This is a genomic window from Pseudomonas sp. F007, from assembly GCF_057814275.1.
Map to the genome: position 1 here is coordinate 74,352 of NZ_JBVATA010000004.1, position 26,845 is coordinate 101,196.

11 protein-coding genes are annotated in these 26,845 nt (G+C 62.4%); 6 read left to right on the top strand and 5 right to left on the bottom strand.

Features of this window, described 5'->3' with window-relative positions; all coding sequences use genetic code 11:
• Positions 1 to 65: 65 nt before the first annotated feature.
• Positions 66 to 1,001, bottom strand: a complete 936-nt coding sequence (locus ACZYR5_RS10575; RefSeq protein WP_489089903.1) for a Ppx/GppA phosphatase family protein — start codon at positions 999 to 1,001, stop codon at positions 66 to 68.
• 177 nt (positions 1,002 to 1,178) lie between these two features.
• Between ACZYR5_RS10575 and ppk2 the strand changes: the two genes are divergently transcribed.
• Positions 1,179 to 2,096 (top strand): polyphosphate kinase 2, encoded by a 918-nt coding sequence (gene ppk2, locus ACZYR5_RS10580; protein ID WP_489089902.1) that lies wholly within the window; start codon positions 1,179 to 1,181, stop codon positions 2,094 to 2,096.
• A gap of 781 nt (positions 2,097 to 2,877) precedes the next feature.
• Here ppk2 and ACZYR5_RS10585 read toward each other — a convergent pair.
• On the bottom strand, positions 2,878 to 13,575 hold the full coding sequence (locus ACZYR5_RS10585; protein WP_489089901.1) for a peroxidase family protein: 10,698 nt from the start codon (positions 13,573 to 13,575) through the stop codon (positions 2,878 to 2,880).
• A 667-nt stretch (positions 13,576 to 14,242) separates the two neighbouring features.
• Here ACZYR5_RS10585 and ACZYR5_RS10590 point away from each other — a divergent pair.
• The 5 genes from ACZYR5_RS10590 to ACZYR5_RS10610 all read left to right on the top strand — a co-directional run bounded on the left by ACZYR5_RS10590 (position 14,243) and on the right by ACZYR5_RS10610 (position 22,568).
• On the top strand, positions 14,243 to 15,979 hold the full coding sequence (locus ACZYR5_RS10590) for a type I secretion system permease/ATPase (protein WP_489089900.1): 1,737 nt from the start codon (positions 14,243 to 14,245) through the stop codon (positions 15,977 to 15,979).
• A 6-nt stretch (positions 15,980 to 15,985) separates the two neighbouring features.
• The gene (locus ACZYR5_RS10595) at positions 15,986 to 17,326 is read left to right on the top strand and encodes an HlyD family type I secretion periplasmic adaptor subunit (protein WP_489089899.1); all 1,341 of its coding nucleotides are present in this window, start codon (positions 15,986 to 15,988) and stop codon (positions 17,324 to 17,326) included.
• Between the two features lies 1 nt (position 17,327).
• Positions 17,328 to 18,656 carry a TolC family outer membrane protein gene (locus ACZYR5_RS10600; protein WP_489089898.1) on the top strand — a complete coding sequence of 443 codons (1,329 nt, stop codon included), beginning with the start codon at positions 17,328 to 17,330 and terminating at the stop codon, positions 18,654 to 18,656.
• Between the two features lie 216 nt (positions 18,657 to 18,872).
• The gene (locus ACZYR5_RS10605; protein ID WP_489089897.1) at positions 18,873 to 19,166 is read left to right on the top strand and encodes a hypothetical protein; all 294 of its coding nucleotides are present in this window, start codon (positions 18,873 to 18,875) and stop codon (positions 19,164 to 19,166) included.
• 345 nt (positions 19,167 to 19,511) lie between these two features.
• Positions 19,512 to 22,568 (top strand): Ig-like domain-containing protein, encoded by a 3,057-nt coding sequence (locus ACZYR5_RS10610; RefSeq protein WP_489089974.1) that lies wholly within the window; start codon positions 19,512 to 19,514, stop codon positions 22,566 to 22,568.
• Between the two features lie 144 nt (positions 22,569 to 22,712).
• Here ACZYR5_RS10610 and ACZYR5_RS10615 read toward each other — a convergent pair whose 3' ends face one another.
• The 3 genes from ACZYR5_RS10615 to ACZYR5_RS10625 form a co-directional block, all read right to left on the bottom strand.
• On the bottom strand, positions 22,713 to 23,351 hold the full coding sequence (locus ACZYR5_RS10615; RefSeq protein ID WP_489089896.1) for a hypothetical protein: 639 nt from the start codon (positions 23,349 to 23,351) through the stop codon (positions 22,713 to 22,715).
• Positions 23,352 to 23,955: 604 nt separating this feature from the next.
• Positions 23,956 to 24,735: a hypothetical protein gene (locus ACZYR5_RS10620; RefSeq protein ID WP_489089895.1), complete on the bottom strand. Its 780-nt coding sequence runs from the start codon at positions 24,733 to 24,735 to the stop codon at positions 23,956 to 23,958.
• Positions 24,736 to 25,102: 367 nt separating this feature from the next.
• Positions 25,103 to 26,782 carry an arylsulfatase gene (locus ACZYR5_RS10625; RefSeq protein ID WP_489089894.1) on the bottom strand — a complete coding sequence of 560 codons (1,680 nt, stop codon included), beginning with the start codon at positions 26,780 to 26,782 and terminating at the stop codon, positions 25,103 to 25,105.
• Between the last annotated feature and the right edge of the window lie 63 nt (positions 26,783 to 26,845).

A 26,845-nucleotide genomic window follows, 5' to 3' on the forward strand; every position in this document is an offset into this window, starting at 1 on the left:
TGTTTGGTCACTTTACGTTAGCAGTTTTTCCGGATTGCTCATGGGCCGGTGATTGCGGGCGTTGATCAGCGATTGCTCATCAACCCATGCAACACGCCAAAGCGCAGACCCGGCTCCGACGCGGCCATGTGCGAGACGCCGAACACCTTGAACGCGGCCAGCATCAGGGTCAGTCCGCCTGGCAGGATACTCAGGCGATGGTCCGGCAGCCCGGCAAGCCTGAGCTGACTGACATGGCCCGCCTCGAGCAGGCGCAACAACAGGCGCAGCAGGCCGACATAGGTCATGCCGCCTTTACCGCCGTCGTTCAAGCCGTTGGCCTTGAGGACCTTGGCCAGCATCCGCGCGGTGCCCGAGGAGCCTATGGCCTGGTTCCAGCCCAGTGTCCGATAGCGACCGGCAATCCGTTCGAACTCCAGGGTGGCGACACGCTCGGCTTCGAGCAAGGCTTCAGCGCTGATAGCACCGCCCTGGAAATACCGTGCTCCGAAGGTGCCGCTGCCAATGGCAATGCTCTCGGTGACCAGGGGCTGATCGCCACGGCCGAGGATCAATTCGGTGGAGCCGCCGCCGATGTCCACCACCAGCCTGCGGCACTCGGAGCCCGGCGTGCGGTGCGCCACCCCGGCATACACCAGGTACGCCTCCTCCTGCCCGGAGATGACGTCAATCGCAAACCCCAGATGACGCTCGGCGTCGGCAAGAAACAGCCGCGCATTGCTGGCTTCGCGCACGGCACTGGTAGCCACCGCGCGCACTCGCCCGGCCTCGAATCCGCGCAGCTTCTTGCCGAACCGGGCGAGCGCCTGCCAACCACGATCCAGGGCCATTTCGTCGAGGGCACCGGCCTGCAGTCCTTCTGCCAGGCGCACCGGCTCACGCAGCGTTTTGACTTCCTGGATCATCAGGCGCTGGTTGCGTTTGACCGACTGGCCAATCATCAGGCGAAACGCATTGGAGCCCAGATCGATAGCGGCGAATAGCGATGCGTCTTCTTTCACGTGGGGAACTCCTGGCAACTTCATCCGCCGAGGGCAAAAAATCGGTTTTGGCGATCCTGCACGGGGTAGATGACATCAGGATGACATTGGGAATTTTTCTGACAGACGCTTCGTCACCAGAACGTCACAGTCGCGGGGCTAGCATCGAGGCTTTCAACTGGGTCGGGAGCTTTGAACATGCTGTTAACCAACGACACCCTGATGCAACGCATTCACCGCGAGTTGCTCGATCACAGTGACGAAGAGCTGGAGCTGGAGTTGCTGGAGGACGATCACGACCTGGCTTCGCTGTTCGAAGGTCACCTCGACGATTCACCGGCCAGGGCCGAGCGCCGTCGGTATTTCAGCGAGTTGTTTCGTTTGCAGGGCGAGTTGGTGAAGTTGCAGAGCTGGGTGGTGAAGACCGGGCACAAGGTGGTGATCCTGTTCGAAGGCCGCGATGCCGCCGGTAAAGGTGGCGTGATCAAGCGCATCACCCAGCGCCTCAACCCAAGGGTCTGCCGGGTCGCCGCCCTGCCCGCGCCGAGCGACCGTGAGCGCAGCCAGTGGTACTTCCAGCGTTATGTTTCGCACCTGCCGGCCGCCGGCGAGATCGTGCTGTTTGACCGCAGCTGGTACAACCGCGCCGGTGTCGAGCAAGTGATGGGGTTCTGCAACGAGGAACAGTACGAAGAATTCTTTCGCACCGTGCCGGAATTCGAGCGGATGCTCGCGCGCTCCGGCATTCAGTTGATCAAGTACTGGTTCTCGATTTCCGATCAGGAACAGCACCTGCGCTTTCTCAGCCGGATTCACGACCCGCTCAAGCAATGGAAGCTGAGCCCGATGGACCTGGAATCGCGGCGGCGCTGGGAGGCCTATACCAAGGCCAAGGAAATCATGCTCGAGCGCACCCACATCAGCGAAGCGCCGTGGTGGGTGGTGCAGGCCGACGACAAGAAAAAGGCCCGACTCAACTGCATCAGCCACCTGCTGGCGCAGATGCCCTATGAAGAAGTTGAACAGGCCAGCATTGAATTGCCGGAGCGCCTGCGCCAGGAAGACTATTCGCGCAACCCGACCCCACCGGAAATCATCGTGCCGCAGGTTTATTGAGGCAGGATAAATCGCATCCATTTCCTGTAGGAGCTGGCTTGCCAGCGAAGAACCCAGCGCCAACGCGTTCATCCAGAATGAACCCGGTGCCTGGGCGTTTTTCGCGAGCAAGCTCGCTCCTACAGAGTCAGCGGCCGATCACAAAATCTGCGGTCACCGTGAAACCTGTAGGAGCTGGCTTGCCAGCGAAGAACTCGACGCCACCGCGCTCATCCAGAATGAACCCGGTGCCTGGGCGTTTTTCGCGAGCAGGCTCGCTCCTACAGAATCAGCGGCCGATCACAAAATTTGCGGTCACCATGAAACCTGTAGGAGCTGGCTTGCCAGCGAACGAAACAATGCGGTTCATCAGGTCCGCCGCCTTCGCCGGCAAGCCGGCTCCTACAGTGTTTGTGGTCGTTCACAAAATCTGCGGTCACCGCAAAACCTGTAGGAGCTAGCCTGCTAGCGATGAGGCCTTCAGCAACACCGCATCAACTTCATCGCCAGCAGGCTGGCCCCACAGAATCCGCGGCCGATCACCACATCTGCGGTCACCGTGAAACCTGTAGGAGCTGGCTTGCCAGCGAACGAAACAATGCGGTTCATCAGGTCCGCCGCCTTCGCCGGCAAGCCGGCTCCTACAGTGTTTGTGGTCGTTCACAAAATCTGCGGTCACCGCAAACCTGTAGGAGCTAGCCTGCTAGCGATGAGGCCTTCAGCAACACCGCATCAACTTCATCGCCAGCAACGGAACGCAGCCCGGGCGGCTCCCACAGTTAAGGCATCCCTGCCCTGTCCCTTACGTTGCCAGGATAAAGTCCGCAGCCGTCACTGTCCCTGCGTTGGCCACCCCGACCAGGCGAATCGAGTCCGTCGCTCCGATGCTGACCAGGGTGTCGGCACCGACATCGGTGACGACCACGCTGGCGGCAAAGTTCGCCGCGGTGATGTTGAGGGCGGTGATGTCGATACGGTCCTGGCCGCCTGCCGCGTTGGCGTCGAAGTTGAGAATCCGGTCAACCCCGAAGCCCGCGCCGAACAGGAAGGTATCGTTGCCGATGCCGGCATCCATCGTATCGTTGCCGGCACCGCCGGTGACGATGTCGTTGCCGGCACCCCCATCGATCGTGTCGTTGCCGATACCGCCAAGCAAAGTGTCGTTGCCGACCCCGCCCTGCATGATGTCGTTGCCATCGCCCCCCTGCAGCAGATCGTTGCCGATACCGCCATCGAGGTTGTCGTTGCCCAGCCCGCCGAGCAGGGTGTCGTTGCCGGCACCGCCGTTCAATAGGTCGATCCCGTCACCGCCGTCCAGGCTGTCATCACCAGCGCCACCATTGAGGGTATCGTTGCCGATGCCGCCCAACAGCGTGTCGTTGCCGACGTCACCGTTGAGCGTGTCGTTGCCGCCGTTGCCGGTCAGGGTGTCGTTGCCGCCGCCGCCATTGAGGGTGTCATTACCGGCTCCGGAGGTGATGACGTTGTTCAAGGCGTTGCCGGTGCCGTTGAACGCGCCGACACCGGTGTAGCTGAGGTTCTCGATATTGCCGCCGAGGGTGTAGTTGGCCAGCGAGGTCTGCACCGTATCCGTACCGCCGTTCGCCGCTTCGACCACCACGTCGCCGATGTTATCGACCACGTAGGTGTCGTTGCCGCCCAGCCCGATCAAACGGTCGGCACCGGTGCCGCCATTGAGCAGATCGTTGCCGGCACCGCCGGTGATGGTGTTGGCCAGGTTGTTGCCGGTCCCGGTGAAGTTGCCCGCACCGATGTAGGTCAGGTTTTCAACGTTGGCGCCGAGCAGGTAGGCAGTCAGGCTGGTTTGCACCAGGTCGGTCCCGCCACCCGCCGCCTCGATCACGCTGTCACCCACGTTGTCGACCACGTAGGTGTCATTGCCGGCACCACCGGTCATGACATCCACGCCGAGCCCGCCATTGAGGATGTCGTTGCCGGCATCCCCTATGAGCGTGTCGTTGTCGTCACCGCCATTGAGCACATCGTTGCCGATGCCGCCGTTGAGCACGTCGTTACCCGCCAGGCCATTGAGTATGTCGTTGCCACCCAGCCCCGACAGCACATCGTTGCCCAGGCCACCGGTGAGGGTGTTGGCCAGGGCGTTGCCCGTCAATACCAGGCCGGCCGGCACGGTGACGGCCGCGGTGGCCGCCGAGGTGACGGTTTCCAGGGTGCCGAAGGCATCGGTGTAGCGCACGATCACCCGCAACTGCAGGTTGCCCTGGTTGATGCCGGGGACGAAGGTCTGCGCGGTCGCACCATTGATGTCGGTGAAAGACGCGCCAGTGCCCTGCTGCCATTGATAGCTGAAGGTGCCCAGGCCATCGACGTCGGCGATCGCCCCGGTCAGGGCAGTCAGCACCTGGCCCTGATCCGGCGTGGTGTCGCTGATCAGCAAGGCACCGGTCGGTGCATCGTTGACGTTCTCGACCGGATCGGACGGGTCGGAGGCGATGCTTTCAGTCACGCCGAAGGCATCGACGTAACTGACCACCACCCGCACCTGATTACCGACCTGGGCCTGGCCCAGGGTGAAGGTGCTGTTGGTGGCGCCCGGGATGTTGACGAACTGCACCCCGTTGGTGGCCTGCCACTGGTAGGTGAACTGCGGATTACTGATGCCATCGGGATCGACGATGCTCGATGGGTCAGCGGTCAGCACCTGGTTCTGCACCAGCAGACCATTGACGGTCGGCCCTGCGGTCGGCGTGCTGTTGGCCGACGAGTCGACGATTTCCAGGGTGCCCTTGGCATCCTGATACACCGCCCGCACGCGGATGTTCGAGCCCGCCACATCGTCCGTCACCCGGTAGGTAGTGCCGGTTGCCCGCGAGGCCTCGCCCGCAGCGACAAAGGTGATGTCTTCATAGACCCCGGACCCGGCGATGGTTTCCACCTGCCAGTAGTAAGCCACCGGACCGTTCACCGCACCGTTGGCATTGGTCGCCGACACGTTGTCCGCGTCCAGCACCGCCTGGGCGCTGACCCGCAGCAGTTGCCCGGCCACCGGCGTATCGTCACGCAGGCCGCTGGCATCATCGAGGATCGCCAGATGCCCGGCCGGGCCGTTGTTCAGGGCCGTGCCAACACCACTGGCCTGGGCCTGATCAGCGAACTGCAGGCGCTCGATGCCGGTCAGGCGATCAACGCCATCGCGGCCGACCACCAGGTCAGTGACGATGACCGTGTTGCCCTGCACTTCGACGCTGTATTCCGCGGCGTTGCCGGAGAACAGCGCGGTGTCGTAGGCATCAGTGCCAGTGAGGATTTCGCGCACGATCACCAGCTGGCCGGGGTTGTAGGTGCCGTTCAACATGAACGGCACCATCGGCTCCATGCTGTTGAACGAGGCGATTTCCGGGCCGGTGCCGTCGTTGTTGGCGCGCACGCTGATGCGCACGTTCAGCCACTTGTCACCGTCGATGATGTCGTCACCGCCGCGCCCTTCGATCAGGTCGCTGCCGCTGCCACCGAGGATGATGTTGCCACCGTCGAACGAGGTCGCCCCCGCTGACAACAGGCCGGCCAGGCCATTGATCAGGCTGATGTTGGTCAACACGCTGCCGGTGGCCCCGGCGGTCGGCAGCGAGGTCGCATCCTCGTTGTCGCCGCGCAGGAAGTCACCGTGGGCCGAACCCGACAGGCCTTCCATGATGTCGAAGCGCACCAGCGCCGAGGCGCCTGAACCGGGGACCGGTGGTACGTCGAAGAAGCGGTCGGTGTAATCGATGCTGACGCCCTGGGCCAGGTCCTTGAAGGTTGCCCAGTCATAGCCGGAGCCGCCGATGTAGCGGTCGCCCATGCCGAGGCTGCCAACCATGATGTCGTCGCCGCCTTCACCGTTGAACTTGTCGTTCTCGTTGCCGCCGATGAACACGTCGTTGCCGATGATCGGGTCGTTGCCCAGCGGATCGAAGTTGTCGCCAGGCGCACCGTCCGAGGTGCCCTTCTCGATCCAGTCGTCGCCTTCGTTGCCCATGTCCTGTTCGTTGGCCTTGCTGCCGAGGATGAAGTCATTGCCCTGGCCGCCGATGGCTTCGGAGGCGTCTTCACCGGTGACGATGAAGTCGTTGCCGAACCCGCCAATGATCAGGTTGACCCCATTACCGCCGTGCAGCACGTCGTTGCCGTCGCCGCCCTGGATGTTATCGTCGCCGCCGGTGTCGGTGATGATGTCGTCGCCGGTGCCGCCACGCAGTTGGTCGTTGCCGTCGCCCCCCTCGATGCGATCGTTGCCGCCATCGCCCCAGACGGTGTCGTCGCCCTCACTGGCGATCAGGATATCGTTGCCGTTGCTGCCGCCGAGCACGATGTGCTCGTCACCCGAGTAACGGATGTAGTTGCTGTCCGGACCAACGGTCAGCGGGTTGTCGCGCGATACGCCATCCGGATCGGCGCTGCCCAGGCCAGCGTTGTACTGCTTGGACTGATCGACTTCGAGGTAGAACCCAGGGTCGGAGAACACCAGGCCCGGCAAGTGGGTGGCCGAGGTGTTGGCCATGATCAGCTTGGCGAACGAGTTGCTTTCCAGTTCGGCGTTCATCGACAGCCCGGAGGTGCGCTCCAGGTAGTAGAAGCGGTCGGCGTCCTGGAGTTTCTCCATCTGGTTCTCGAACACGAAGTTGAAGGTCGAGCCGAGCATGCCGCCAAACGGCGTGATCGCTTCGGCCAGGCCGCCGATCCACAGGTCGATGGCATCGACGCCGGTGATCGTCACGCCCGTCTTGCCATTGACGGTGATGTTGGCGTAGTCCCCGGTGCTGTTGAGGAAGTCCAGGCGGTCTTCCGGTGCTCCCACTCCACCGAGTACCAGTGCCATGGCGGCAGCACGTTTGCCGGCCAGGGTGGTCGCCGCGGTGATGGTGTCGTGGACGCCATAGGCCGCGATGAAGTTGATCAACGACTCTGGATGCTTGAGGTGCTGCACCAGGTCGACCCAGCTGCTGTAAGGCTTGAGTTGGGTGTCGCCGGTCTGGCTGAAGATGTCGCGGCGGATCGCGTTGAGGGACGGAATGCCCACATCGCGGCCACGGGCGATGTTGATCGCCGGCAGGTCGAGCGGCAGGCCCAGCAGGTTGTTGCGCAGCGCCTCGGTGACGAACTCGTCGATTTCGTTACCGGCCTGGCGCGTCACACCGCGCACGATGGCACTGGTTGCGTCTTCTGGCGTCACCCCGCTGGCGGCATACGCCAATGGGTTTAGGAACGCCGCGATCAGGCCCAGTTGCTGATTCGGATTGCTGCCGTCGCTGATGACGTTGTAGTTGGCGTCGAAGCGGTCGACGGTTTCGGTCAGCATCGAGTGGCCAAACCGGTACACGGTGTGGGCGAACTCGGCGACGATCGAGGGGTCGAGGTCGACGTCGTAGACCTGGGTCGGGGCGAAGAACAGGTCCACCCGTGGCTGGATGGTCCGCGCGAATTCCTCGAACACCAGGTGCTGGTACTGCATTTCCGTACCGAACTTGGCGGCCTGGAACAGCCGCTCGCCATCCCACACCAGGGCTGCAATGCCGGCGGCATCCGTCGGTACGGCGGCCACATCGACCAGCAGCCATTCGTTGAGGAAGGCCACGTCGGTCGAATCGAGCAAGGTGTCCTTGGTCTGCGCCACCAGCCGGTTGTGCTCGGCGTGGAAGATCGCATGCACCGCGGTCAGGCCGATGTTCTCGTTGACCCGGCCGTCGCCGGCGATGTAGTGGGCGTCGAGCAGTTCGTTGTCGTAGCTCTGGTTATTGCCGAGCTGATCGGTGGGCTGTGAATTGCCAACCAACTCGTCACCATCCGGCGCCAGTTGCCCGCCAATCACCACCGGTACGGCGTTATGGGCGATGTCATTGAGGAACGCATGGCCGGTGCGTACGGCGTTGACCAGGCTGATCGGTGCCTCCGGATCACCTTCCACCAGCTCGGTGACGTCATCGCTGGTGCCGGCAATGCCGTCCTCGCCGTTGTTGACGTGCATCACCACTTGCGGGAAGCCGTTCGGCCCCTTGAGGAAGTTGCCATAGGCGTCGGTCGCCAGCAGCGGACCGCTGTCGATATCGGCGTCGGTGAGGTTGATGCCAAGGATGTCACGGGCCTGGGCCTTGACCACTTTCCAGGTGGCCATGCCGCCGATTGGCGTATCGTCGCCAGTACCGAACTTGCCGTCGGCCCCCAGGTCGCGGTTGGTGATCAACTCGCCGGTGGCGATCGGGCCGCCATCGGTCATCACATAAGCGCGCAGGAACACCTGGTGCGCCGGATGGGAGCTGTAGGTCTGGTTCTGATCGACAAAAGGTGTCGTGGTGTTGGTGTGCTCGTGAATGTCATCGGCGGTGCCGACTACACCATCTGGGCCCGGCAGGTTGGTGGCGCGGGTCAGGACCATGAAGTTGGTCGGGCTGCCCGTGACGTAGAGTGGATCATCCGGCTTCAGTGGAATGAACACTGTGCCCGAGCCGCCCTTGGTGACCAGGTCCAGCCCGTGGTCGAAGAACTGCCCGAAGAAGGTCATCCAGGCATTGAACGGTGCCGACAACCCGGCGTCAGGTGCGGTGTTTTCGAACAGGTAGACGTCGCGATCGTCCGGCGTTCCGAACTTGCCGTCCAGGCCAGGGCTGGCAACGATGCGCACGCCATCCTTGAGCACGTCGTCACTTCCCGCAGCGCCGAACTCGAGCGCCCCGTTTGTACCCGGGTTGTAGGCCGCGGCATAGGCCGCCGGGTTTTTCGAGGTCTGGTCGACGATCAGGTTGCTGATGGTGCGTGGCTGCGAGTCGAGAACATCGCCACTGGAGGCATAAGTGGTGCCGGCCTCCGCCGGGTTGAACACCGGATCGCTGATCCGCGGGAACACCTGGTCGGCCGAGCCGAAATGGGTGTTGTCGTTGCCGTTGAGGTTCAACAGATTGTTGTTGGAGCCGTCGACCGCACGCAATCCGAGTGGCGCGCGGATGTTCGGGATCAGCGAGAGGATGTTCTGGCCGGAAGCCTCGGCCTCGGCAATCTTGATCTGCGCGAGGATGAAGTTGAGGTCGGAACGCACCATGTGCAGGCCTTCACCACCGGCGGTGGCGTCGGGCACGACGGGCTGTGTCACAGGTGCCACCGGTGCGCCGGGAGCAACCACGCCGGTCGGTTCGGAGAAGAGGATTTCCGTGGTGCCATGGCCATCCTGGTAGATCGCCTTGACCCGCAGCGACAACCCGGCCAGGTCTGGCGAGACCTTGAACGAGGTGCCGTCGGCACTTTGGAACGCCAGGTCACCGGCTGGCAACAGGATGATGTCCTCGAACACGCCGCTGCCGGGAGTGGCCTCGAACTGCCAGTAGTAGGACACCGACGAGTTGTTCAGGTTACCCAGCGGGTTGGTGGCGCTGACGTTGTTGCCATCGGTCACTCCGGCGACGCTGACCGTCAGCATGTCGCCGACGGTGATCGGCCCGCCGTTGTTATCGGCGATGGTCGGGCTGCCATCCGGCAGCAGATTGCCCTCGGCGAGGATTTTCTGACTGTCGGCAAACTGCAGGCGTTCGATATGCAGCAGGGTATCGGTGCCATCGCGCCCAGCGACACTGTCGACCACGGTCCACACGTCATCGGAGGTATCGGCCGTGCCGCGGGTGTTCTGCACAAAGGTGTATTCGTCCTGGACACCCGAGTAGATCGCCGTATCGTAGGCCGCCCCGCCCGTCGCCGGGCTGGACAGGATTTCCCGCACAGCCTTGAGCTGCCCCGGGTTGTAGGTGCCATTGAGCATGAACGGAATCATGTCGACCATGCTGGTGAAACTGGCGATTTCCGGACCGGTGTGCGCGGTATCACCCACGTTGTACACGGCGATCCTGACGTTGAGCCATTTGTCGCCATCGATCAGGTCATCGCCGCCACGGCCCTCGATCAGGTCGCTGCCTTCGCCACCAAGGAGGATGTTGCCAGTGGCAAACCCGGTGGTCGGCAAGCCTGCCTCAGTGAGGAACGCTCGCAGGCCCTTGATCAAATCGACATTGGTCAGCGCACTGCCGGTGGCACCGCCGTGGTTGAGGATGGTGACGGCATCGATATCATCGCCCTTGATCACGTCGGCGAATTTCGAACCGGACACACCCTCGACCTCGGCAAAGCGGTCGAGGATCGAGGCCGGCGAGGCGCCGACCGGGTTGAACACCCCGGCGTTCTGGTTTGGCGCGTTGCCATGGGGCTGCGCCAGCGCGGCCAGGCTCAGGTCGACGGTGACGCCGATCTGGTCATTTTTATAGGTGATCCAGTCGAAGCCGGACATGCCGTCCATCTTGTCCTGGGCATCGCTGCCGACAAAGATGTCGTCGCCACCCTCGCCGATCATTTCATCGAAGCCACCGCCACCGACGAAGATGTCGTTGCCCAGCACATCGTCAGTCAGCAGCGGTGCAAAGTTGTCGCCCGGCGCACCGTCCTGGGTGCCCTTCTCGATCCAGTCATCGCCTTCGTTGCCGGTGGGTGGCAGGTTGGTCTTGGCACCGAGGATGAAGTCATCACCCTGGCCGCCGAAGGTGGTGGTGATGTCTTCAGTGGTGACGATGAAGTCCTGGCCATCGCCACCGAGGATCAGGTTGCCGAGGGCGAGCATGCTGCCGGCGATGATCACGTCGTTGCCGGCGTTGCCTTCCAGGCGGTTGTCGCCGAACGAGTCGGTGATGATGTCGTCGCCCGCACCGCCGAGCACCGCGTCGTTGCCGGCGCCGCCTTCGAGCCGGTCGTTGCCGCCGTCGCCGTAGACCGTGTCGTCGCCGTCACCGGAAATGATGATGTCGTTGCCGGCTGTGCCGCCGAGCACCACGTGGTCTTCACCGGTGTAGTGCAGGTAGTTGGCATCCGCGCCCACGGTGTCGGGATTGTCGCGGATCACCAGCGGCACGATTTCCACGCCGTTGATCATGATCCCGCCAGTTGGGTCGGCATTGCCGGTCGGCCCGAGGTTGGTGAACTGGTTGGCCTGATTGACTTCGAGGGTGAAGGTCGGGGTCAGGAACACCGTGTTCGACAGGTGGGTCACGTCGCTGTTGAGCATGATCAGCTTGGCGAACGAGTTGTTCTCCAACTCTGTGCCGAAGTTCAGGCCTGCAGTGCGCGACAGGTAGTAGAAGCGGTCGCCGTTCTGCAGCGCTTCCATCTGGGTTTCGAAGACGAAGTTGAAGGTCGAGCCGAGCATGCCGCCAAACGGCATTTTCTGCTCGGCGAGGCCACCGATCCAGAAGTCGATGTCGTCGACGCCGGTGGTGGTCACGCCATTGACCATGGCATAGATACCGGTGCTGTTGAGGAATGCCAGGCGATCGGTAGGATCGGCAGTAAAGGTTCGCTCGTTGGCCGTACCGGCATTGATCAGCGCGCTGCCGCCAAACACCAGGGCCGAGGCCACCGCGCGCATTTCCACCAGGGTATCGACATCGGCCGCGAGCAACGCGGCGTGGGTGCCGAACGCGGCGATGAAGTTGACCAGCGATTCGGGATGTTTGAGGTGGTCGGCCAGGTCGACCCAACTGATGTAGGGCGTCAGTTGGCTGTCGCCGGTGGCGGCGTACATTTCCCGACGGGCTTCGTTCAAGGTCGGGATGCCGGTGTCGCGACCGCGCGCCAGGTTCAGCGCCGGCAGGTCGAGGGGCAAGCCCAGCAGGTTGTTGCGCAGGGCTTCGGTGACAAACTCGTCGATCTCGTTGCCGACCTGGCGCGTGACCCCGCGAATGATCGCCCCTGCCGCGGCATCGGCGTCCGCCCCGCTGCTGGCGAACGCCAGTGGGTTGAGGAACGCGGCGATCAGGCCCATTTGCGAGCCGGAGGTGAGCAGCGGATTGAACGCGGGGTCGAAGCGATCGACCGTCTCGGTCAGCATCGAGTGGCCGAAGCGGTACACCACGTGGGCGAACTCGGCGAGGATCGCCGGGTTGATCGAGGTGTCGTAACCGTTGGGCGCGAGAAACTCGTCGATCTGCGGCTGGATGGTCCGCGCGAATTCTTCGAACACCAGGTGCTGATACTGCATCTCGGTACCGAATTTGGCGGCCTGGAACAGCCGTTCGCCGTCCCATACCAGGGCGGCGATGTCGGCCGGTGAAGTCGGGAAGGTCACGACGTCGACCGCCAGCCACTGATTGAGGAACGCCAGGTCGCCGGCGGCCAGCAGGGTTTCCTTGGTTTGCTGGATCAGGCGGTTGTGCTCGGAGTGGAACACATGGTGCACCGCCGTCAGGCCGATGTTCTCGTTGACCCGACCGTCGCCGGCAATGTAGTGGGCGTCGAGCAGTTCGTTGTCGTAGGTGAGGTTGTTGCCCCCCGTGCCCGGCGGCTGTGCATTGCCGACATCGGTGTCAGCGTCCGCCTGCAGTACCCCGCCGACCACCACAGGCGCAGCATTGCGTGCGATGTCGTCGAGGAAACCGTGCCCGGCGCTGACCGCGTTGGCCAGGCTGATGGGCGCAGCGCGGTTGCCTTCGATCAAAATGGTTTCGTCACCGATACCGGTGCGCATCACCACCTGCGGCATGCCACTGGGGCCGCGAATGAAATTGCCATAGGCGTCAGTGGCCAGCAGCGGCACGTTGTGCACGTCGGCGTCGGTCAGGTCGATGCCGAGGATGTCCCGGGCCTGGGCCTTGACCACTTTCCAGGTGGCCATGCCACCGCTCTCGCTGCCGCTGTCATCGCCGGTGCCGAACACACCATCGCCACCCAGGTTGCGGTTGGTGAGCAGGCGCCCGGTGGCGACCGGGTCACCGTCGGCGTTGAGCGCATATTCACGCAGGAACACCTGGTGCGAGGGGTGCGAGCTGTAGGTCTGGCTTTGGTCGACGAAGGGCGAGGTGGTGTTGGGTTGGGAATCGTCGGCGGTGCCGAGGACTCCGTCCGCGCCTGCACTCTGCACGGCGCGCGGCAGGATCATGAAGTTCGGCCCGCCCGGGACAAACAAGGGATCGTCCGCCTGCAGCGGAATAAACACCACATCCGTGCTGCTCTTGGTGACCAGGTCAAGACCGTGGTCGAAGAACTGCCCGAAGAAGGTCATCCAGGCGTTGAAACTGGCGGTCAGGCCGGCGTCTGCTGAGGTGTTGGGAATGAAGTACACCGGCTTTTCATCGCCCGTGCCAAATACCCCGTCCGGTCCGGGGCTGAGCACGGGGGCGGCCCCGCCATTGGCCGCCACGGCGGCCGGGTTGTTGGCGGTCTGGTCGGAAATCAGGTTGCTGATGATCCGCGGCTGCCCGTCGGTCACATTGCCCGCCGCGGCATAGGCCGCTCGATATTGGGCATCGAGCAGGCGCAGGAACGAGTTGTCCGCCGCGCCGTATTCGCTTTGCCCGGCCACCAGGTTGTTGAAGCTGCCATCGACCGTGCGCAGGCCGAACGGCACCTGGCTGTTGGGCAGCAAATCAGCGAGGCTGCTGCCATTGGCGTGGGCCTCGGCGATGAAGATTTGCTTGAGGATGAATTCCAGGTCCGACTTGTTGAAATTGGCCATTTCGGGTTCCTCGATCAATCTGGGGACGGGCACGGGACGACCGAGGCCATCGCGCACTCAGGTGCTGGCTGACGCGATTTTTTGGGCGACATCAGACGGGGGGAAAGGCAAGGCCATTCCCCGGGCTACGCACCTGGAATTCGCGGAAAACGCGTGGCTCGCCGAGTGATCAGGCAGAGCGCATTCGGGCCCTGGGCGGGCCGTGGAAACGGGAGGTGAAGGTGAACGGGCTACACAGGCCTTTCACGCTGCGATGGATCGAAAAGATCGCCATGTCTGCTCCTCGGAAACATCAACACCGCGCCGCACGATGCCAAAGAAATGGCAGGCTCGCGGCGTACACGTCTCCCCCGTACAAGCAAGACTAAAGTCCTATACCAAACGAATGTCAATTTCGCGCCGCTCGAACTGACGACCGGCATCAGTCGTCGCAACTAACTGTTTTATATAGACATATAAAAAATTCGACTCAGCTATAGAGCAAAATGTTATTTCAGAGTATTTCGCCGCGACCTACGCTCCAGCAAGGGAAATCAACGCGGCATTTTTCCAAGAATCGCCAGCCCACCGAGCGATCCGACAGCGTGTTTTTCCACCCGCCTGCCACACGAAACCAACTGCTGACGCGCCGAAAGGGATACCGGCTTTTTGACGAGGGGAGCCGCTCATGGCCAATCAGTCGAACACCCGATCCGAGCTCGCCAGCGTGCTGATTCGCTTGCGCCGCAGTTTCTACTTGCTCGGCGGATTCAGCGGGGTGATCAACGTCATGATGTTGACGCCCGCCGTGTACATGCTGCAGGTCTACGATCGCGCCCTGGTCAGTCGCAATGTCACCACCCTGGCCATGCTGACGGTGCTGGTGATTGGCCTGTTCCTGCTGATGTCGGCACTGGAGATGATCCGTACGCGCATGCTGATCCGCGTTGGCAACTGTATGGACATGGAGCTCAACCGCCGCATCTTCACCGCCGCCTTCGAACGCAACCTGAGTCGCGCCGGCGGCAACCCGGCCCAGGCCCTGCAGGATCTGGCGCAGGTCCGTCAGTTCCTCACCGGCAACGCGCTGTTCGCCTTCTTCGATGCGCCCTGGACACCGATCTACCTGCTGGTGTCCTACCTGATCCACCCGCTGCTCGGCCTGGTGACGCTGATCGGCTCGCTGATCCTGGTGGCGCTGGCCTGGCTCACCGAAAAGGCCACGCAGAAACCGCTGGCCGAAGCCAACCAGGCCGCGCTGTCGTCCGCCACCTACGCCAACAACAACCTGCGCAACGCCGAGGTCATCGAGGCCATGGGCATGCTGCCGTCGATCAGCAAGCGCTGGTACCACAGCCATTTGCGCATCCTTGAAATGCAGACCCTGGCCTCCGACCGCGCGGCGCTGATCAGCAGCACCGGGCGTTTCGTGCGCATCACCTTGCAGTCGCTGATCCTCGGCGCCGGCGCGCTGCTGGCGATCGAAGGCAAGATCACTCCGGGGATGATGATCGCCTGCTCGATCCTCACAGGCCGCGCCCTGGGCCCGGTGGAACAGGTGATCGGCTCGTGGAAGCAACTGCTCGGCTGCCGCTCGGCCTGGGGTCGGTTGAACCAGATGCTCAGCGACTACCCATTGCGCCCACCGAGCATGTCGCTGCAACGGCCGATGGGCATGATTGCCGTGGAGAACGTCTACGCCGGCGCACCCGGCACCAACAACACCATTGTGCGCGGGGTCAGCTTCAGCCTGGTGCCCGGCGAAAGCCTGGGCATCATCGGCCCGTCGGCCTCGGGCAAATCCACCCTCGCCCGGCTGCTGGTGGGTGTGTGGCCGGCACAGGCGGGCAAGGTGCGCCTCGACGGCGCCGACATGTTCACCTGGAACAAGGCTGAACTGGGCCCCTGGCTCGGCTACCTGCCGCAGGACGTGGAACTGTTCGAAGGCACCATCGCCGACAACATCGCGCGTTTCGGTGAAGTCGACAGCGACGCGGTGATTCGTGCCGCCAAGGCCACCGGTGTACACGACATGATCCTGCGTTTCCCCCAGGGCTACGACACCCGCCTGGACACTGACGGCAGCCCGTTGTCCGGTGGCCAGAAACAGCGGATCGCCCTCGCCCGGGCACTCTACGGCGAACCCAATCTGATCGTCCTCGACGAGCCCAACGCCAACCTCGACGACGTCGGCGAGAAGGCCCTGGTCGATGCCCTGGCCGAACTCAAGGCCCGCGGCGCCACGGTGGTGATGATCTCCCACCGGCCCAACGTGCTCTGCGCGGTGGACAAGGTGCTGATGCTGCGTGACGGCGCGGTGCAGATGCTCGGCACCCGCGAAGAAGTCTTCACCGCGCTGCGCAAGGCCGCGGTGATGCCTGCCGGCGCGCCCACCCCACTGGCTTCGGTCAAGGCAAGGGAGTGATTGATCATGTCCACCAGTCAACACACCGAGATGATCCTCAACCAGCCGAAAAGCCTGGTCGACCTCGACGTCGGCAAGCCTGCCCGATGGGGCAAATGGCTGGTGCTCGCCGGCTTCGGCGGCTTCCTGCTGTGGTCATGGCTGGCGCCGCTGGACGCCGGCGTGGTGGCCACCGGCACGGTCAAGGTCACCAGCAATCGCAAGGCGGTGCAGCACCTGAGCGGCGGCACCGTCGAGGCGATCCTGGTGCGCGAAGGTGACGTGGTCAGCAAGGGCCAGGAGGTGGTGCGCCTGGACTCGGTGCGCGCGGTCGCCGAACGCGGTGCGGTCAGTGCCCAGTACATCGTCAGCAAGACCGTGGAAAATCGTCTCGAAGCAGAACGCGACGACCAGCCAGTGATTGCCTTCGATCCCGACTTGCTCGAGCGCTTCGCCGGCGACCGCCGCCTGCTGTCCGCCATGGAGTTGCAACAGCGCCTGCTGGATACCCGGCGCGCCGGCCTGGCGGGCGAAATCAGCATTCTCGAAGAAAACCTCGCGGCTTCTGCGGTGCAGCTCAAGGGCCTGCAACAGGTGTATGGCGCCCGCGCCTCGCAGATCAATTTCCTCAACCAGGAACTGCAAGGCACGCGGATTCTCGCCGCCGAAGGGTATGTGCCGCGCAACCGCCTGCTGGAACTGGAACGCAACAACGCCGAGCTGTCCGCCGGCCAGGCCGAGAACCTCAACAACATCGCCCGCACCCGCAGCCAGGCCACCGAAATCAAGCTGCGGATTCTGCAGCGCCAGCACGACTACCTGAAGGAAGTCGAGTCGATGCTCACCGATACCGCCAAGGAAAACACCACCCTCACCGATCGCTTGCGCGCACTGGACTACGAAGTGACGCACACGGTGATTCGTTCGCCCATCGACGGCATGGTCCAATCGCTGAGCATCGCCACGGTCGGCGGGATCATCCAGCCGGGCTTCAAGATCATGGAGATCGTACCGGTCAACGAACCGCTGCAGGTCGACGCGATGATTCCGGTGCAGGCCATCGACAAGATGGTCCCGGGGCTGCCGGTGGATATTTCCTTCCCGGCCTTCAACCACGCGCAGACGCCGAACATCCCCGGGCGGGTCAAGACCGTGTCCGCCGACCGCCTGCTCGACGAAGAGAGCAAGCAACCGTTCTACCTGGCCCAGGTGGAAGTCACCCCCGACGGCATGGGCCTGCTGGGCAGCAACCACATTCGCCCCGGCATGCCCGCCAGCGTCACCATCAAGACCGGTGAACGCAATCTGCTCAGCTACCTGCTCAAGCCGATGCTCGAGCGCGTCGACAGCTCATTCAAGGAGCAATGATATGGCCCCTCGCTGCCTGATCGCCTGCCTGCTGGGGTTGTCGCTGCCGGCCAGTGCCATGGACCTGAAACAAGCCTGGGACCTGCTGCAGTACCAGGGGCCGGTGTACCGCGCCGCGGTGCACGAGAAAGAGGCCGGCGCGGAGAACCGCGCGATCGGCCTGGCCGGCCTGCTGCCGCAGATCAGCGCTTCGGCCTACGACAACAAGGTCAACGGTACACAGCGCCAGAGCGGCATCGAACGCGATCTCGACTACGACTCCAAGGGCGCCAACGTGCGCCTGCGCCAGCCGCTGTTCAACAAACAGAAAATGTCCGAATACCGCCAGGGCAAGCAACGCGCCGACTACAGCGTCGCGGTGTTCGATGCGAAGAGCCAGGACGCCGCCGTACGCCTGGCCGAGAGCTATTTCGACGTGCTGCTGGCCAGCGAAACCATCGTCCTGGCCAAGGCCAAGCTGAGCGCTTTCGAAGAACAACTGGCCTCGGCCAAACGCCGCACCGAACTGGGTGCCGGGACCATCACCGACATCGACGAATCGGCGGCGCGGCGCGACCTCGCCGAAGCCGAGTTGATCGAAGCCCAGGACAACCTGATCAACGCACGGCGCAAGCTGGAGGAGTACATCGGTGAAACCCCGGAATCGCTGACCACCTTGCAACCGGGCTTCATCACCCCGCCGCTGCTGCCGGCCAATCTGCAGGATTGGCTGGTCCGGGCCCAGGCCGACAGCCCGTTGATTCATGCGCGGCGCTACAGCAGCGACCTGGCCGATGAAGAGGTCAAGCGCGCCAAATCCGGGCACTGGCCGACCCTGGACTTCGTCGCCGGCTACACCGCAGGCGACAGCCAGTCGATCTCTGAACTCAATCAACGCAACCGCTACGGCTCGATCGGCCTGGAAGTGAATTTCCCGCTGTACAGCGGCGGCGGGGTCAGTGCCCTGACGCGCCAGGCCAGCGCCAACAGTGCCAAGGCCAATGACGAACTCGACGCCACGCGCCAGGAGGTGATCTCCGGCACCACCCGCGAATACAACGGGGTGCAAAGCGGCGCCAAGCGGGTTCGCGCCTTGGAGAAGGCGGTGGAGTCCAACGAACGCTCGCTGCTGTCGACCCGCAAGGGCTTCAAGGAAGGCGGCACCACCACCAACTCCGACGTGCTGAATGCCGAGGAATTGCTGTTCGTCGCCCGCCACGACCTGTTCGAAGCCAAGTTGCGCTACCTGATGTCGCGCCTGCGCCTGGCGTCTTCGGTGGGCAGTTTGGGCGATGATGACATCGACCAGATCAACGATTACCTGGGCCCGGAATTGCTGGTGACCAATTGAGGCTTGGCTCGCCGGCTGGTTGTATCCGGTGAGGCTGCTGGACCCTTCGCTGCGATGCGGCGGCCCGACAAGCCAGCTCCTACAAGGGATCGGCGGTGGTCGCCGGTTTTGTGAACGACCACAAATCCTGTAGGAGCCAGCCTGCTGGCGATGAAGTTGATGCGGTGTGGCTGATGGCCTCTTCGCTGGCAAGCCAGCTCCTACAAGGGATCGGCGGTGGTCGCCGGTCTTGTGAACGACCACAAATCCTGTAGGAGCCAGCTTGCTGGCGAAGAAGTTTATGCGGTGTGGCTGATGGACCCTTCGCTGGCAAGCCAGCTCCTACAGGGATTTGTGTGGGCCACCGGTCTTGTGAACGACCACAAATCCTGTAGGAGCCAGCCTGCTGGCGATGAAGTTGATGCGGTGTGGCTGATGGCCTCTTCGCTGGCAAGCCAGCTCCTACAAAGCCCCCAGCTTCAGGCTGAGCGGGATTTTTCGCGCGCCTATAACTCTGTCAATTCCAACTAATTTTCAATCAAGAATCCGCTTCGGTTCGCTTTTTGCTGAGTGATCGAAAAGCGCGGAATTTAAACGTTTGACTATAAGATATGGGGAATTACACCCGTTTTTAGCGCAACAAAATCCCCATTAATGAGGATTATCCCCCACTTTGTGCTTTCAACCGTGAAACACTCGGCGAACACAATTTTCAAGCTATTGATCAATTTGAACTTTTTCCAACCCCAATAGTGGCTCATTAGTTGCTCGGTTTTCAGTACCCGCAACAGCTGGCGTCCCGAATCAGGAGACGGCGGGGCCTCACGCGAGGGGTGAACCATGAAACGCTCGACACAACCATTGCATTGCATCCAGATGCTGCGCAGGTCCAGCCTCTCTTGCGCCCTGCTCCTGACCCTGAACAGCGCCGCGGCCGCGCCGATTGACGACGTCAGCCAGCCGCCGCCGACCGACCCGTCGGCCTATACCAATCTTCCCGCCGACCCCAAGGCCGCACTGGACGCTTTGAAAACCCTGCCGCCAACCAACCAGGGCGCGATTGCCCTGCCCAACGGAGTGTTTGGAACGCGCAACACGCCGCGCGCCGAAAACGTCCTGCCGCCAAGCCAGCAGACCTCATTCAAAATCCCCACCAACGGCAAGCCCAGTCCGTTGTTCGGCGCCCAGCCCTTCACCCAGCAACTGCTGTTGTTCGAAGAATTCGGCCCGGAAAAGCTCGACCCGACCCTGCCACCGCCGCCGCTGACGTTCCCTGTGCCTTTGGCCGGCCCGGCGCCGCAACAGGACCCGGACAACATCGCCCGCAGCGGCCCATCGAAGACTGCCCTGGAGAAATTCCTCCTGCAGCCGGGGCTGTACCCGTTCCCCTCGCAGTTCTCCAATGTGCTCGACCGCAACCCGTGGAAAGCGCAGATCGAGGCCTTCCTCAATCGCCATCCGGTGGGCTCGCCGGCAGAGGGTCGGCCGCCTGGAAAAGGCTGGTCCCATCAGCGCTGGAACGAGTTCTACCCGCAGACCGCGTTCAAGACCGCGCAAGCCGGTGCACGGATCAACGGCGGTATTCGTGACCGTCGCCAGCTGCACAACTACGCGGTCGGCGAGTTCGGCCCCGGCGGGCTGTACTACCAGACCTCGGACATCCCGACCACCACCGGCACCACCAAGGGCATCGACACCCGCTTCCACCCCAACATGCCGATCCAGAACCACAAGGCGTTGTGGACCTTCGATGGCACCTTCCCGGTGAAACTGTTGATGGTGCGCTACGGTCAGCCGGTGCTGATGCGTCATTACAACGCGCTGCCGATCGATCCGTCGGCCAACATGGGCTTTGGCCTGCACACCCTCAGCACCCATGAACACAACGGCCACAACCCGGCCGAAAGCGACGGCTACACCAACGCGTTTTTCTTTCCCGGGCAGTACTACGACTATCGCTGGCCGATGCAACTGGCCGGCTACGACACCATCAACACCAAGGCCGAGGATCCGCGTGCCGCGTTCCCCTGCGCCCCGGGCGAAACCCTGTGGGTCAACGACACCAGCCCGGGCCTGAAACCCTGCGTCAACGGCAGTATCAAGATCCGTGGCGACTGGCGCGAGACCATGAGCACCCACTGGTTCCACGACCACATGCTCGATTTCACCGCGCAGAACGTCTACAAGGGCAACGCGGTGATGATGAACTACTACAGCGCTCTGGACCGTGGCAACGAAGCGCTGGAAGACGGCGTCAACCTGCGCCTGCCCAGCGGCTCGGCGCTGCCCTGGGGCAACCGCGACTACGACGTCAACCTGATGGTGGCCGACAAGGCCTGGGACAAGAACGGCCAGCTGTGGTTTAACCCGTTCAACACCGACGGCTTCCTCGGCGACCAGATCCTGGTCAACTGGCAGTACCAGCCACGCCTGAAAGTACGCGCACGCAGCTATCGCTTCCGCATTCTCAACGGCTCGGTATCGCGCTACTTCAGGATCGCCCTGGTACGGGAAATCGCTGGCAGCGGTGGCGAGTTTCCGGGGCCGGCAGGGTCCAACCTGTCCTATGCCCGCGTACCGTTCCACCTGATCGCCAACGACGGCAACATCATGGAGCACGCCGTGCCGTTCGACGGCAGCATGGACCTCGATGGCGACGGCGACCTGCAGGACCACAACGGCATCCTGCCGACCCAGGGCATCGCCGAACGCATGGACATCATCGTCAACTTTGCGAAAAACGGCATCAACGTCGGCGACAAGCTGTACTTCGTCAACCTGATGGAGCACCAGAATGGCAAGGGTCCGGAAGCCATACCGCTGAGCCTCGCCGACGTGCTGTCCGGCAAGTACAAGGCGGTACTCAAGCTGGGCAGCAAGGGCCTGGAATGGGACCAGGGCGACCCGGTGGTGGGCAAATTCCTGCAACTGGTCGTGCAGCCTTACTCCGGCCAGGACCTGAGCATGAACCCGGCTGACTACGAGCCGGCCAAACCGGGCAAGCCCGTGGGCAAGGTGATGATCCCGTTGACCCTCAACCGCGACGATCCGACGGTCCAGGCCAAGCTGCAACAGGCACGCCATCGCGAGTTCATTTTCGGCCGCTCCGACGGCACCGATGAAGCGCCCTGGACCGTCAAGACCGACGGCGGCATTGGCTACCGCATGGATTCACGACGGATCGACGCCGCGCCACAACTGGCCAACGGCCCGACCGATGCCGGCTTCAATGGCGACGGCACTCTGGAAGTGTGGAATATCCGCAACGGCGGCAACGGCTGGAACCACCCGGTACACGTGCATTTCGAGGAAGGCATCATCCTCAGCCGCGACGGCAAGGCACCGCCGGAATGGGAAAAATGGGCGCGCAAGGACGTCTATCGCATCGGCGAAGGCATCGACAGTTCGGTGGATGTGGAAATGGCGATCCACTTCCGCGAATTCGCCGGGACCTACATGGAGCACTGCCACAACACCCAGCACGAGGACAATTCGATGTTGCTGCGTTGGGATATCGAGCACCCTGGGCAGTTCCAGTTGATGCCCACTCCCCTGCCCGGCTGGGACGGCGTCACCTATGTGAACTCGGCGGCGCTGCCCACCTTCCGCACCGGCGCCAAGGAGAGCAGTCAAGGCAATAACCTGAAACCGGTGGCCAACCCGGACAACGCCGTGAGCAACAACGGCAAGGCGCTGACCATCAACGTCCTGGCCAATGACAGTGACCCTGACGGTAATGTGCCGCTGAAAGTGGTGGGTCTGGCGCAGCCGGACTCCGGCAAGGGCAAGGTCAGCACGGATGGCTTGCGAGTGGTCTACACACCACCGGCGACGATCGCCGCGCCGTTCACTGCGAGCTTTACCTACCAGGCCAGCGATACCAAGGGGGCGGTATCGGCGCAGGCCACGGTGAATGTGGCGGTGTCGCGCTGAGGGGAAGAAGAAACTGCAATGCTTGGCTTTTGTAGGAGCGAGCTTGCTCGCGAAGAACTTCAGGGCACCGCGTTCATTCAGAATGCACGCGTTATCGTTGACGCTTTTCGCGAGCAAGCTCGCTCCTACAGGGTCCTCATTCTCTTAACTGAAAGACGTTGCAGGCATAACGCTGGTGTTTTGCTGGTTGGCCCGTTGGGTCAATGCCAGCATTACGATGAAGCCGAGCACGATCAATACCGGGTAGGCCATCAACAATTCACTCAGGCTGTATTTCCAGGCCAGTGGGCGTCCGACCCCGAGCATGGCGGCGTACATCCAGGATACGGCCGACAACGAGCCGCAGAACAACGCCATCATCCGTGCACTGAACTCCAACTTGAGCAGGGAGCCGGCCTTTTGCAGCGCTGGCAGTACCTTGCTGTGCAACAACATGCCGTTATACGTCAGCAATAGAACAATAATTACCTTGGCTTGAAGTTTCGGATTCATGAAGTACTGGGTGCCTTTCTCCAGGTAATCAATACCAATAATCGCCGCCCCGGTCACCCACAAGCCGATCAATGCAAAAACGACAGACTTCTGCAGACTTTCCATGTGCGCATTGTCATGCTCGGTAAAAGTCTTTCGTTTTAACAAGTCCCTGACCATGGCTATATCGCTGGTGAGTACCAGGCCGAGTGCCACGCAACAGGCCAGCAAGTGCATATAAACAACGCCCAGCCGCGCGAACTCAATGAATTCTTTATTTTCGAGCAGGCTCATAATTGTATTTATCGCCACGGTAAAATCTCCACCTAATTCGACAGTAAACAGGGCTTTTTAATGGGGGACCCTGTGAGAACTTACTGGTACAAGACACACCAAATCATGGACTTGGCACTGTTAAGTTCATTGATTCGGTTGGCAAATCAATGGTCGTTTTATTGCTCGGCTCCTGGTTTTTGGGTAAAAAAATCCTCATTTGCATGGAATGCATATGAGGTTGGATGTCCACTTCTGGTACTACGTTTGCGAGAGCAGATCGTGAATGACGTGCTGGATTATATGACGCAAAAAACGTTCAGGTGTTCATTTTTTGAGCGAATTACTGACCAGCGGTAGTTAGGTGTATATACACTTAAAGTGCAACTTTCCTGCAATCGCCCTAGATAGACAGTTACGTCTCTGTAACAGCGATAATTGGACCCACTAGTTGGATCCATTATAACGGCGGCACATGTACCTGTACCTGTACCTGTACCTGTACCTGTAGGAGCGAGCCTGCTCGCGAAGAACCAGAGAACACCGCGTTTTTTCAGAATATTGGCGTTATCGTTGACGTCCATCGCGACGGTGCGACGATTCGACAGGCTCGCTCCTACAGGGGTCGGTGCCAGCCTACTAATCATTGCTGAACCGGCGTCGCACGACTGGCTTGTGCCTTCGCCGCATCCCGGGTGGCATTGGCTTGCGCCTTGGCCGCATCCCGCGTTGCGTCGGCCTGGTTGCGCGTGGCGTCGCGGGTGGCGTCGGCGGCGTTGCGCGCAGCATCGCGGGCCGCATCGGCATCGGCGCGGGATACGCCGGCCGCCCTGGCGGCGTTGCGATCCGCATCCGCCTGGGCACGGGCGGCGTCTCGAGTGGCATCCGCGTTCGCCCGGGTGGCATCGCGCGCGGCATCGGCATCATTGCGGGCTGCATCGCGAGCTGCATCCGCAGCGTTGTCATGGTCGTCGTTATCGGCCGCATCGTGACCACGGGCGTTGCCACGACCACTGTTGCCGGCCATGCCGCCGTGATCATCGCCCGCTGCGTCGCCGCCACGGCCACTGTGACCACCACCGTCACCGCTGTGTCCGCTGCCGCTACCACCGGAGCCGCCACCATGACCGGAGCCACCGCCGCCTGAGCCGCTGCCACCTCCGGAACCGGAACCGCCATTGCCGGAACCACCGCCACTGTGGCCGCCACCGTCACCGCCGTGGCCACTGCCGCCGGAACCACCGTTGCCGGAGCCACCGCCTCCACCGCCATGGCCACCACCGCCGTTTCCGCCACCACCACCGCTGCCGCCATCTCTGGCATACGCGCTGGAGAATCCGCTGATCTGATCCGGCACCAGCACCGTCGATGCCGAGATCACCGCACCGATGGCCAACGCCAACACACATTTTCTGAGAAGCATGATGCACCTCCGCTGGGCCTTGCGAAATTGTCGTTCTATCGAACGCAAGGTCCCTGAGTTTCCAACTACCCGTTGCGTTGCCCCATCAATGGCGGCAGCGACGCGTGGCTGCGATTTGCACGCGATCCTTCAAAATCCAGTCTTTTTCTATACGTGGGAAATTTTCCCACGCATAGCTCAGAGGGACAGAATACGCCCAAGTTCAATCAGCGGGGGAGTTTTTTTACGAGCGTGCCTGCAGGGCGCAGGCCAGAGCGATGGCACGCGAACGGCGGTCGGTAGTGCGAGGGGTATCAAGCGGGGGGTGCGTCTCGATGGACCAGGCCGATCGCGTGATCGGCCTGGGGTTTTACTGCACGGCTAGCGGTTACTTGAAGCAGTACTCATAGAGGCAGGTCTGGAATCCGTACTTGAGGTCGAACTTGCCATCCAGCACGTTGTTCTGCTTCACGTATTGGTCCCAGGCCAGCAGCATTTCCTGCAGTTTTGCCGGCTCGCCTGCGGCCAGGTCACGGCTTTCGGTGGGGTCGCGCTTGAGGTCGTAGAGCTGCCACTGGGAATTGCCATAGGGCTGGTTGACGAAAGTGATCTTCCAGTCGCCCTTGCGCAGCGCCTTGCGCCCGAACAGCTCCCAGCCAATCTGCCGTTCGGTCATGGCCTGGCCTTCCAGCAGCGGGCGCATGCTCTTGCCGCTGATGGTTTGCACCGGGCGACCCTGGAAGCTCTTGCCCAGCGCCGGGACACCGGCCAGGTCAAGCAAGGTCGGCATCAGGTCCATCACATGCACCACGTCCTGATTGAGGGTGCCTTGCAGGTGCGCCCGCTTGAGCATTTTCGCGCTGATGATTGCCGGCGCGCGAATCCCGCCCTCGTTGGTGAAGCCCTTGAACAGCGGGTACGGCGTCGAACTGACCTGGGCCCACTGCGCGCCGTAGTCGGCGTAGGAGCCTTTGTGGCCAAGGTTCTGCAGGCTGTTGTCGAAGTCGCGGGCGAGCCATTCCTTGTTGCCCGGCAGGTCGATCGGACTGTTGCCGTCGGCGCCGTTGTCGGAAATGAAGACGATAAAGGTGTTATCCAGCTTGCCGGTTTTCTCCAGGTACTGCAGCAGGCGCCCGATGTGGAAATCCATATTCGAAACCATGGCCGCGTAGATTTCCATGTTGCGCGCCTCACGCTGACGCTGCTCGGGGCTCAGCTGATTCCAGTCGGGCAGCCCCTTGGACATCGGCGTGTTGGGCACCGTATCGGCGGCGACCAGGCCCAGTTGTTTCTGACGCTGCAGGCGTGCCTGGCGGATCGGCTCATAGCCGCCGTCGTAGCGCCCCTTGTACTTGTCGAGCCAGTCATCCGGCGCATGCAGCGGCCAGTGCGGCGCGGTGTAGGACAGCACCGCCATGAACGGCTTGTTGCTGGCCTTGTCGGCTTCGATGTAGTCGATCAGCCGATCGGTGTAGAACTCGCTGGAATAGAAGCCCTTGGGCACTTCGACCTGCTTGCCGTCCTCGCGATAGATGGCCTTGGGGTCCTTGGCGATGATCGCGTGCTGGTCGTCGAAGTGACTGGCGCCGCCCTGTACCAGGATGAACGAGCGGTCGAAGCCCCGCGCCTTGGGGCTGGTTTCTTCGGTGCGACCGAGGTGCCATTTACCGGTGGTATAGGTGTTGTAGCCAGCGTCCTGGAGCACCTGGCCGACGGTGACCATGCGTTCATTCAAGTAGCCTTCATAGCCCGGCTGGCCCTGCTGGAACGGCTGCAGCAACTCGCCCATGTTACCCAGGCCCGCCACGTGACTGTCGGCACCGGAGAGCATCATCGCCCGGGTTGGCGAGCAGGTCGGCGCGGTGTGGAAATTGCTCAGGCGCACGCCCTCCTGGGCCAGTGCGTCAAGGTTGGGGGTGCTGATTTCCCCACCGAAGCTGCCGAGGTCGCTGTAACCCAGGTCGTCGGCAACAATGATCAGGAAGTTCGGCCGCTCATCGGCGGCCATCGCCACGTGGTTGCACGCGGCAACCATCAGGGCAAGTATGAGTCGGGTGATCCGGCGCATGGGGGCAGTTCCTCGGTTGTTATTATTGGCTGAGGCGCCAGTATGCAGAGCCCCCGGAACAGG

Bases quoted from the DNA above. Each gene is read 5' to 3' on its own strand.
- ppk2 (WP_489089902.1), top strand. From the start codon at position 1,179: ATGCTGTTAACCAACGACACCCTGATGCAACGCATTCACCGCGAGTTG.
- ACZYR5_RS10585 (WP_489089901.1), bottom strand. From the start codon at position 13,575: ATGGCCAATTTCAACAAGTCGGACCTGGAATTCATCCTCAAGCAAATC.
- ACZYR5_RS10590 (WP_489089900.1), top strand. From the start codon at position 14,243: ATGGCCAATCAGTCGAACACCCGATCCGAGCTCGCCAGCGTGCTGATT.
- ACZYR5_RS10595 (WP_489089899.1), top strand. From the start codon at position 15,986: ATGTCCACCAGTCAACACACCGAGATGATCCTCAACCAGCCGAAAAGC.
- ACZYR5_RS10600 (WP_489089898.1), top strand. From the start codon at position 17,328: ATGGCCCCTCGCTGCCTGATCGCCTGCCTGCTGGGGTTGTCGCTGCCG.
- ACZYR5_RS10610 (WP_489089974.1), top strand. From the start codon at position 19,512: ATGCTGCGCAGGTCCAGCCTCTCTTGCGCCCTGCTCCTGACCCTGAAC.
- ACZYR5_RS10620 (WP_489089895.1), bottom strand. From the start codon at position 24,735: ATGCTTCTCAGAAAATGTGTGTTGGCGTTGGCCATCGGTGCGGTGATC.
- ACZYR5_RS10625 (WP_489089894.1), bottom strand. From the start codon at position 26,782: ATGCGCCGGATCACCCGACTCATACTTGCCCTGATGGTTGCCGCGTGC.